This is a genomic window from Pseudomonas sp., from assembly GCF_026224925.1.
Lineage (GTDB): Bacteria > Pseudomonadota > Gammaproteobacteria > Pseudomonadales > Pseudomonadaceae > Aquipseudomonas.
Window position 1 is genome coordinate 1 of sequence record NZ_JAMFRV010000272.1, and the last position, 5,433, is coordinate 5,433.

At 57.3% G+C, this 5,433-nt stretch carries 2 protein-coding genes; both read right to left on the reverse strand.

The window, feature by feature from the left end; translation table 11 throughout:
* Positions 1-1,628, reverse strand: a 1,628-nt coding sequence (locus M0974_RS11910; RefSeq protein WP_297836460.1) for a UvrD-helicase domain-containing protein, incomplete at its 3' end; no start/stop codon positions are given.
* Entirely contained in the window at positions 1,625-5,110 is a 3,486-nt protein-coding gene (gene recC, locus M0974_RS11915) for an exodeoxyribonuclease V subunit gamma (protein ID WP_297836461.1), read from the reverse strand. The genes recC and M0974_RS11910, both read right to left, overlap by 4 nt.
* Between the last annotated feature and the right edge of the window lie 323 nt (positions 5,111-5,433).

Below are 5,433 nucleotides of genomic sequence, written 5' to 3' on the forward strand. Positions count from 1 at the left end.
AGTTGTTGTCGGTAGATCGCACCAGACACCGGCTGCTCGCTTTGCAATTGCCAGACGTGCAACGCGGCCATGGCTTGACCTTCCACGGTGAATAACTCTTTGCGCCCTTGAGCCGCTACCGGGGTAAACGGCACCGGATTGCTCTCGCCGTCCTTGAACAAAAACGCACCGCGCCCGACAGGACGCTGCTCTGCCTGGTTGAATACATGATTGACCGCATCAACCATCGGGTGACTGGAGCGAAAGTTGGTACCCAGCGTGTGCAAACGGCCAGTGGTCGCGCTCCGTGCGCGCAGGTAGGTATAAATGTCAGCACCACGGAACGCGTAGATCGCTTGTTTCGGGTCGCCGATCAGAAATAATCCGGTCTCTGGGCTGTTTTCCTCAAGACGGTAGATGCTGTCAAAGATTCGATACTGCACAGGGTCAGTGTCTTGAAACTCATCGATCAGAGCCACCGGAAACTGTTCACGAATCAGGGTCGCCAGACGCTCACCGCCGGCACTGCGCAGTGCGGCGTCGAGCCTGAGCAGCATGTCATCAAAGCCCATTTCGGCACGGCGACGCTTCTCTTCTTCGAAACGCTCACCCACCCACTGCGCTGCATGTTCGAGCACCGCAGCATCCGGGGTAGGTAGCGTGGCGAGACTGGCTTTGAGGACGAGCATAGCTTCCAGCGCGGGGTGCGACGGCGCTTGGCCTTTCCACGCTTCGGCAAAGCCATCAGGCGTGAGACGAGTAAACCCGGTGCCCAGGTCCAAGTCTTCCTGGTCTTCGTCAGCAGCCCAGGCGATGAGTTTTTCAAACCACGGCCGAAAGTAGCGCTCTTGCATTTTGCGGCCATCGACCAGTTTGCAAGCAACCCCATCGAGGCAGATAACGTGCAGTTCAGCGGCCCAGTTAGTCCACGGAAATTTTAGAACACGCAGTGCTTCCCGACGCTGCTCAAGGGAGGCCACGATCAGTTCCGCAGGCTCTTGGGTGACGACATTTCGGTCGCTGCCGAACAAGGCGCGGACTCGCGGCAACAATGCTGCGGGGCTATTCCAATTGGCGCGGACCCACTTCAATGCATCGCCTGACATCGGGTAGCAGAAGCGCCGCCAATAATCGCGCAGCACCTCGCTAAGCAATTCGCTGTGATCAGTTTCCAGGGTCTGGGTGAACAGGCTGCCGCTGTCGAATGCGTGCTCTCGCAGCATGCGCTGACACCAACTGTGGATGGTCGAGACGGCGGCTTCGTCCATCCACTGTGCGGCGATGTCCAAACGACTGGCGCAGGCCGACCATTGCTCAGGGGTGAACTGATCGCGCAGTTCTTCTATCAAGGCATCCGGCACGGCGATCTCGTCACGGAAGTAACGCGCGGCCTCCGCGAGGCGCGTACGAATTCGGTCGCGTAGCTCTTTGGTCGCTGCATCGGTGAACGTCACTACGAGAATTTGCGGCGGTAATAATTCGCGGCCGAAACCGGATTCCCCGCCATGGCCCAAGACCAGGCGTAGGTAAAGTGCGGAGATGGTGAACGTTTTACCGGTGCCCGCGCTGGCTTCAATCAATTGGCTGCCATGTAACGGAAAGCGCAGTGCGAGGGATGCAGTAGGTGGTTGCAGTTGATCGGTGCTCATTCGCTAGCCTCCCCGATGGACACGGATTGCCACGCGGCTTCATAGATCGGTCGATACAATGCATCACACCAGCCGACGAACTCTTCGCTGTCAGTCAGTACGGCAAAGTCCGGGAACTGACGGACTAGAGCGGTGCTTTCTCGACGCTCACCGCCAGTGTTTACGCCATCGCCTTCGTAGGCTTTGCAGGCAGCAGCCTCGGCTTTGCTGGGGTCACTCTGGCCGAGCCAAGCAAATGCGGTTTTAACCGCAACGGGCAACGGTCGCTGCATGCCGGTCTGCCAGGCCATGAGTAGATGAGTAAGCGTTTTGATTGCCGCCTGCTGCTCCAGAGGTGCCAATAGCAACGTTTCATCGCTGGCCACCAATGCAGTACTGAGCGGCAAGCCGCAGGCGCAAGCTACCAGGTGCACTACCCACGGGCGGATGAGTCGATGCCACTTGCGAGTTTTCAGCGAACCAATGGAGTTGGGGATTGCGGTGATAGCGAGCAGATCGCCCTTGCTGTTCTGGTGCAATGCGCTAAGCCAGCCATCGAAACTTGTTTTTTCATGGGTGAAGTTAACGGGTAGCGCGCTAGTCAGTGGCTCAGGCCAAAGCACCAGCAGATCTTGATAACGCTGTAGCAGATCAGGCAAAGGCTCGATTAACTCTTCCTGCAAGCTGGTTCCAAAACCGGCCATTGGCAGCAAACCACTGCCCTGCAATCGACGAGCTTGGGCTATGAGGGCATCGTTTATCTCGTCGGGGTCGGTTAGCGCGGCGTTGAGTAAACTTTCACTCAAGCTGTAACGCTCAAGCGCGTCGAGCACAAACGGTTCTTCGTCAGCCAGCGGCGCTTCGGCCACCTCGAAATAGATCTTCAGGCGCTGGCTGAAAAAGTGCCGAACCGGGTTACGCAAAAAATCTTGAAGTTGCGCAAGGCTCAGCGGGGCGTCTTGCAGATGCTCGGGCAATGGTAGCGTTTCGCCGGATTGTGGTTGGGGCTCGTGGATCATCTGCCATTCACGGGCGAAGCTGAAGAATTCAGTGCCTTGGTGAAAGTATTGGGCACTGAATGGCTGCAACGGGTGCTCGAGGGTTAGCTTGTGCAGCAGTTGCTGGCCGGGATCGCGCTTTTTTTCGTCCTCGGGGAATTCGGCGTTATGCAACTTCCAACCGCTGGCGAGGTGGTCACGAAGCTGACCAATCAGCACCGAGGCTGGGCGTTCACTGTTGTCACGAATGCTACGGCCGACCCAACTTATGTACAGCTGATCGCGGGCCGAGAGCACGGCTTCCAGTAGCAAATAGCGGTCGTCTTCGCGACGGGAACGATCGCCGGGGCGATAATCGCTACCCATCAAGTCGAAATCCAGCGGCGGTTGTGCACGCGGGTAATCGCCGTCATTCATACCCAGCAAGCACACGAGTTTGAAAGGGATGGCGCGCATTGGCATCAGCGTGCAGAAGTTAACCGAACCTGCCAGAAAACGCTGTGACAGACGCCCTTGGTCCAGACCCGCTAACCAGGCTTCGCGGACGACAGTCAGTGGAAGTTCGTCCAGCAGGCCTACCGATTCGCAGGTTTCCAGCCAGGTTTCACGCAGTTGCTCAAGCTGGCCAAGCAGGTAGTCGTCATGCTCGCTGTCAGCTTTGAAGAACAACTGCACCATCGCTTGCATGCGTATGCCCCACACTTGGGGAGTCGCCGGGAGCGAGAGTTCGGTGTGTGCAACCTGGAGGGCATCGATCAATGAAACCAGCGGACCGATCAGTGCAGCGTCCAGCCCTCCAATCTCGTCATAGGGCTCGATGCCGTCAAAAGCGGCACCGGCACCCACGGCATAACCCAGCAGCATTCTGCGCAGGCCGAAATGCCAACTATTTTGTTCCAGGTTATCCGGCAGGCCGAGGCCGACGCGCTGCTGCGCATTGAGCCCCCACCGTACGCCGGCACCTTCGATCCAACGGTGCAAGGTGGCAAGGTCGCGCTCTTCAACCCCAAAGCGTGCGCGCAAGGCTGGTACGTCGAGCAGATCGAGAATCTCGCTGACCGGGAAACGACTGTCAGGAATCTTCAGCAGATGCTCGACGGCGATCAACAGCGGATCACGGCCTCGCTGGCCCTGATCTGCCAAGGTGAACGGAATGAAGCGCCGATCATCGCGTTCAAGCTGGCCGAAAACCGCACGAATGTGAGGGGCATAGCTGTCGATGTCCGGGACCATGACGATGACGTCGCGCGGTCGTAGATCGGGGTCTTTGCTGAAACGAGCAAGCAATTGGTCGTGAAGAATCTCGACTTCACGCTGTGCGCTGTGGGCGACATGGAAGCGCACAGAACGGTCGATGGCCGGATCAACAGAGGGCCATAGTTCACGTGTTTCGTTGAGTGGCCGTAACTCCAGTATGTCGTCCTGAAGCTGACTCAGAATGGTGTGAGGTTCACTTTCGCTGAATAAATCGATACGGCCATCCCTGAACGCAGCGCGATAGCTGTTCGGGTCGTCGTAGCTGTCCAGCAGGTTGATGTAGTCCCGACCTTGCTTACCCCAAGCCGCGAGCAGCGGGTGTGCATGTTGGTGCAGCGCCTCAGGGTCGAGCACGACGGGCATTCCAGTCTTGCGTGCCTGACGCTTGTATTGGTGCCGCAACAAGTCTTTGTCGGCGACGATATCTGCCCAATGGTGGCGACAGGGGTTATGAACGCAGAGCAATACCTGGCTGAACTTGGCCAGACCGGCCAGTGCTTCGAGGGCTTGCGCAGGTAATGATGAGATACCGAAAACAATCACTCGCGACGGCAATCCCGCAGGCGCTTCGGTCAAGGTGTTGATGCGCTCGATAAAGCGCTGGTGAACGCCTGCGCGGCTTTGGCCCATGCCTTCTTCACCAACGTCCAGCAGCAGCGCACGCCACAATTCGGCTTGCCAGCAATTGGCGGCGGTCAGGGCTTTGGCTTCACCTCGGCCGTTACGTAGCTGGTGACGCCCCGCAGCCCAGTCCTCCAGCCAGTCTGCGCGGTACACCTGATATTGGTCGAACAAGTCTGCCAAACGCTCAGACAATTGATAGCGCTTACGCAGATCGGTGTCGGCGGTGAGGAAGCGCTGCAGAGGTTCGAAATGCGGCTGATCAATCAGCGAAGGAAGCAGTCGCATCAGACGCCAGGTCAACGGGGCTTTGTCTAATAGCGAGGCAGCTGGGATTTCATCACGACCCAGCACCAGTCGGTACAACTGCCACATGAAACTGCCAGGGAGTTGCACGTCTATAGCTGCGGAGATACCGCAGCCACCCAGATCGTCATCTTGGGAGTCTTCAGCTAGCGCGAGCTTCAACCACTGGGCAATACCGTTGCTTTGCACCAAAGCAATTTCATTCTCCAGCGGGGCCAGCGGATAGCGACGCATCCAGGAAACGACAAGACTGCGCAATTCGTCCAGTCGGTTGCCATGAACCACCATGAATCCAGCACTGAGCGTCGGTGTAACCGGCATAGCTGCTTCCTTGACTGATACCGTCAGCGGTGTTGCTTTCAGACGGCTCATGAATTGAATAAAACCAATGGCCGAACCTTAAGGGCATGTGATCAAGATTGCCAGATTGGCGTGGTCGATAACGCTGAAAGGATGGTAGATCGTAGGATCTTGAGCGCAGCTTGACTGCGGATTCGCGTGTCAGACTTTAATCTGCAGACAAACAAAACCCCTGAACGCGTAAGCGATCAGGGGTTCTGGAATTTAATCTTGACGATGACCTACTCTCACATGGGGAAACCCCACACTACCATCGGCGATGCATCGTTTCACTGCTGAGTTCG

Bases quoted from the DNA above. Each gene is read 5' to 3' on its own strand.
- recC (WP_297836461.1), bottom strand. From the start codon at position 5,110: ATGCCGGTTACACCGACGCTCAGTGCTGGATTCATGGTGGTTCATGGC.